This window comes from Salipiger sp. PrR002, assembly GCF_010500775.1.
In the GTDB taxonomy this organism is placed as follows: Bacteria; Pseudomonadota; Alphaproteobacteria; order Rhodobacterales; family Rhodobacteraceae; genus Salipiger.
This window is the reverse complement of the sequence record NZ_JAAGOU010000078.1, coordinates 1-2,659: the sequence shown is the minus strand read 5'-3', so window position 1 is coordinate 2,659 and position 2,659 is coordinate 1. Positions and strand designations below refer to the sequence as shown.

General features: G+C 64.3%; 2 protein-coding genes. Both read left to right on the top strand.

Annotated features, from left to right (window positions below; translation table 11 throughout):
• Window positions 1–179 precede the first annotated feature (179 nt).
• Window positions 180–1,706: an IS21 family transposase gene (gene istA / locus G0A00_RS26135; protein ID WP_164185601.1), complete on the top strand. Its 1,527-nt coding sequence runs from the start codon at window positions 180–182 to the stop codon at window positions 1,704–1,706.
• Window positions 1,703–2,569 (top strand): IS21-like element helper ATPase IstB, encoded by an 867-nt coding sequence (gene istB, locus G0A00_RS26130; RefSeq protein WP_164185602.1) that lies wholly within the window; start codon window positions 1,703–1,705, stop codon window positions 2,567–2,569. The genes istA and istB overlap by 4 nt, the downstream gene beginning before the upstream one ends.
• Window positions 2,570–2,659: the final 90 nt, after the last annotated feature.

The window sequence follows — 2,659 nt, the reverse complement described above, 5'->3', positions numbered from 1 at the left end:
TGTGCAGCGACACCGCTGGTGAAACAGCGCGACATTGCAGGTGGTGATTTTGGGGGAAGCGGAAGCCGGGCGTAGCCCGGATGTAGCTTCCCCCAAAATCTCGCGCGGGTTTACCCCGTGCGGTTGGCGGTGACGGCGGTCAGGGTGGTCCGATCTTCGACGACCAAGAAGAGGATCGGATGCCCGGCCGTTTCATCACCGACCGACAACACGAGGATTACATGACCCTTCGACAGCATCACACGCAAAAGATTGCGGCAGCCAAAGCCGGCTTCAGTGTCAGCACCGGAGCCCGGATCGAACGTGACCCCCGCCCTCCATCTCAGAAACGACGTGAGCGCCGGCACGGAGGTGGCAAGCCCGACCCTTTGGCCGGCCTGTGGGATGAAGAGATCGTTCCGCTGATCGAAGCGACACCGGGCCTTCGGCCGATCGCGGTGCTCGAGGAGATGCAGTACCGTCATCCGGACCGGGACCTGAGCTCTGCGCGCCGCACCTTGGAGCGCCGGATGCGGCTTTGGCGCGCCGAACACGGGCCGGACAGGGAAGTGATCTTCCGCCAGTCACACCCGCCGGGACGGGAGGGCATGTCAGACTTCTTCGACGCGCGCGCGCTCGGCGTCACGATTGCCGGAGTGCCCTTGGCGCATCGGATCTATCACTTCACCCTGGTCCACTCGGGCTGGGAGCATGCCGAGGTGGTGCTTGGCGGCGAGAGCTACACCGCCTTGGCTGGCGGATTGCAGAACGCCCTATGGCTTCTCGGCGGCGCCCCGCGCGAACATCGGACGGACAGCTTGTCGGCCGCCTTCGCCAATCTCGATCGGGATGCTCGAGAGGACCTGCGCAGACGCTATGATGCGCTGTGTGCCGACTACGGCATGGAAGCGACCCGGAACAATCGCGGCATTGCACACGAAAACGGGTCTATCGAGAGCCGGCACGGACATCTCAAGACCCGCTTGGAGCAGGCCCTGCTGCTGCGTGGCAGTCATGACTTCGATGAGTTGGACGACTGGCGACACTTCGTTGCCCAGGTCGTCGCGCGCCACAATGCACGGCATCGGGACCGCCTGAGGGTCGAACGGCCACATCTGCAGCCTCTTCCGGCGCGCCGTAGCTGTGATTACGACGAGGCGCGCGTGAGGGTGACCTCGTCGGGCGGCTTCGTGTTCCGAAAGGTGTTCTACACCGTTCACTCTCGCCTGATCGGCTACGAGCTGAAGCTACGCATCTTCGATGATCGCCTGGAGCTGTTCCTCGGCGGCACACCCCTCGAGACCCTACCGCGCGGGCGCCCGCCTGCCGGCGGGCGTGGGGGTCATGGCTATGTCGTTAGCTACCATCACGTCATCCACAGCTTGCGGGCCAAGCCTCAGGCCATCGCCAATCTGACCTACCGCGACGCGCTCTTCCCTCGCACTGAATACCGCCGATGCTGGGACGCGCTGACGGCTGCCGGACCGCTGCGGCAAGCCTGCCGGATCATGGTCGACCTGCTGTGGCTCGCCCATGATCAGACCTGCGAGGCGGAATTGGCCGCGGCCCTCTCGGCAATCCTTGCCCGAGGCGAACTTCCGGTCCTCGGGGACCTGCGCTCCCGCTTCACGCGGACCGAAGGCGATGGTGGGCCCGATGTCCCGGTCTGCATCCCCTCTGCCGGCAGCTACGATGACCTGATCCAGGGTCGGGGAGCGGCCGCATGAGCATGACCGTGGAAACCGCAACACTGCCGACCCTACTGACGGCGCTCAGGCTGCCCACGGTCGCCCGCCTCTGGCCGGAGTTCTGCACCCGTGCCGACAAGGAGGGTTGGCCGGCCGAACGCTTGTTGGCGGCGCTGTGCGAACTGGAACTGAGCGAGCGGGAACAGCGCCGCATCCAACGCCATCTTGCCGCGGCAAGGCTGCCACAAGGGAAAACGCTCGACGCCTTCGACTTCCTGGCGGTACCCACCTTGAGCCAGGCCCGCGTCAGAGCGCTGGTCGAAGGCGACAGCTGGCTGCAGGCAGGGCACAATTTGCTGGCCTTCGGCCCGCCCGGCTCGGGCAAGACGCACCTCGCGGGGGCCATCGGATACGAACTCATCCAACGAGGGTACCGTGTGCTTATGGCAAGGACGTCGGACCTGGTCCAACGCCTGCAAGTGGCGCGGCAGGACCTGGCGCTCACTCAGGAGATCGCGAAGCTCGACAAGTTCGACCTGCTCATCCTCGACGACCTGTCGTACGTGCGAAAGGATCAGGCCGAGACCAGTGCCCTCTTCGAGCTCATCTCCGCACGATACGAGCGGCGCTCTATCATGATCACGGCCAATCAGCCGTTCAGTGGTTGGGACGCCATCTTCCCCGACAGGGCGATGACCATCGCCGCCATCGACCGGCTCGTCCACCATGCGACAATCTTCGAAATGAACGTCGAAAGCTACCGACGCCGTGCCGCCTATGCCGCCGCGACATCGCTCAACGACATCGAAGATGACCGCGACAAACAACAGCCCGAAAAGGAGACCGCCACAGCGAAGGACAACTCGCGGCCAGCGACATTGAGCAGCGACATCGAAACTTGATCTGACGGCCGCAAACCGGCACCGTCAAAAAACGTCACCGTCATCCACCTGCGATGTCGCTCAGCACTCAACTGCGATGTCGCGCCACAA

What these genes read in the sequence shown, in the direction of transcription:
- istA (WP_164185601.1), top strand. Translation starts at nt 180, where the DNA reads ATGCCCGGCCGTTTCATCACCGACCGACAACACGAGGATTACATGACC.
- istB (WP_164185602.1), top strand. Translation starts at nt 1,703, where the DNA reads ATGAGCATGACCGTGGAAACCGCAACACTGCCGACCCTACTGACGGCG.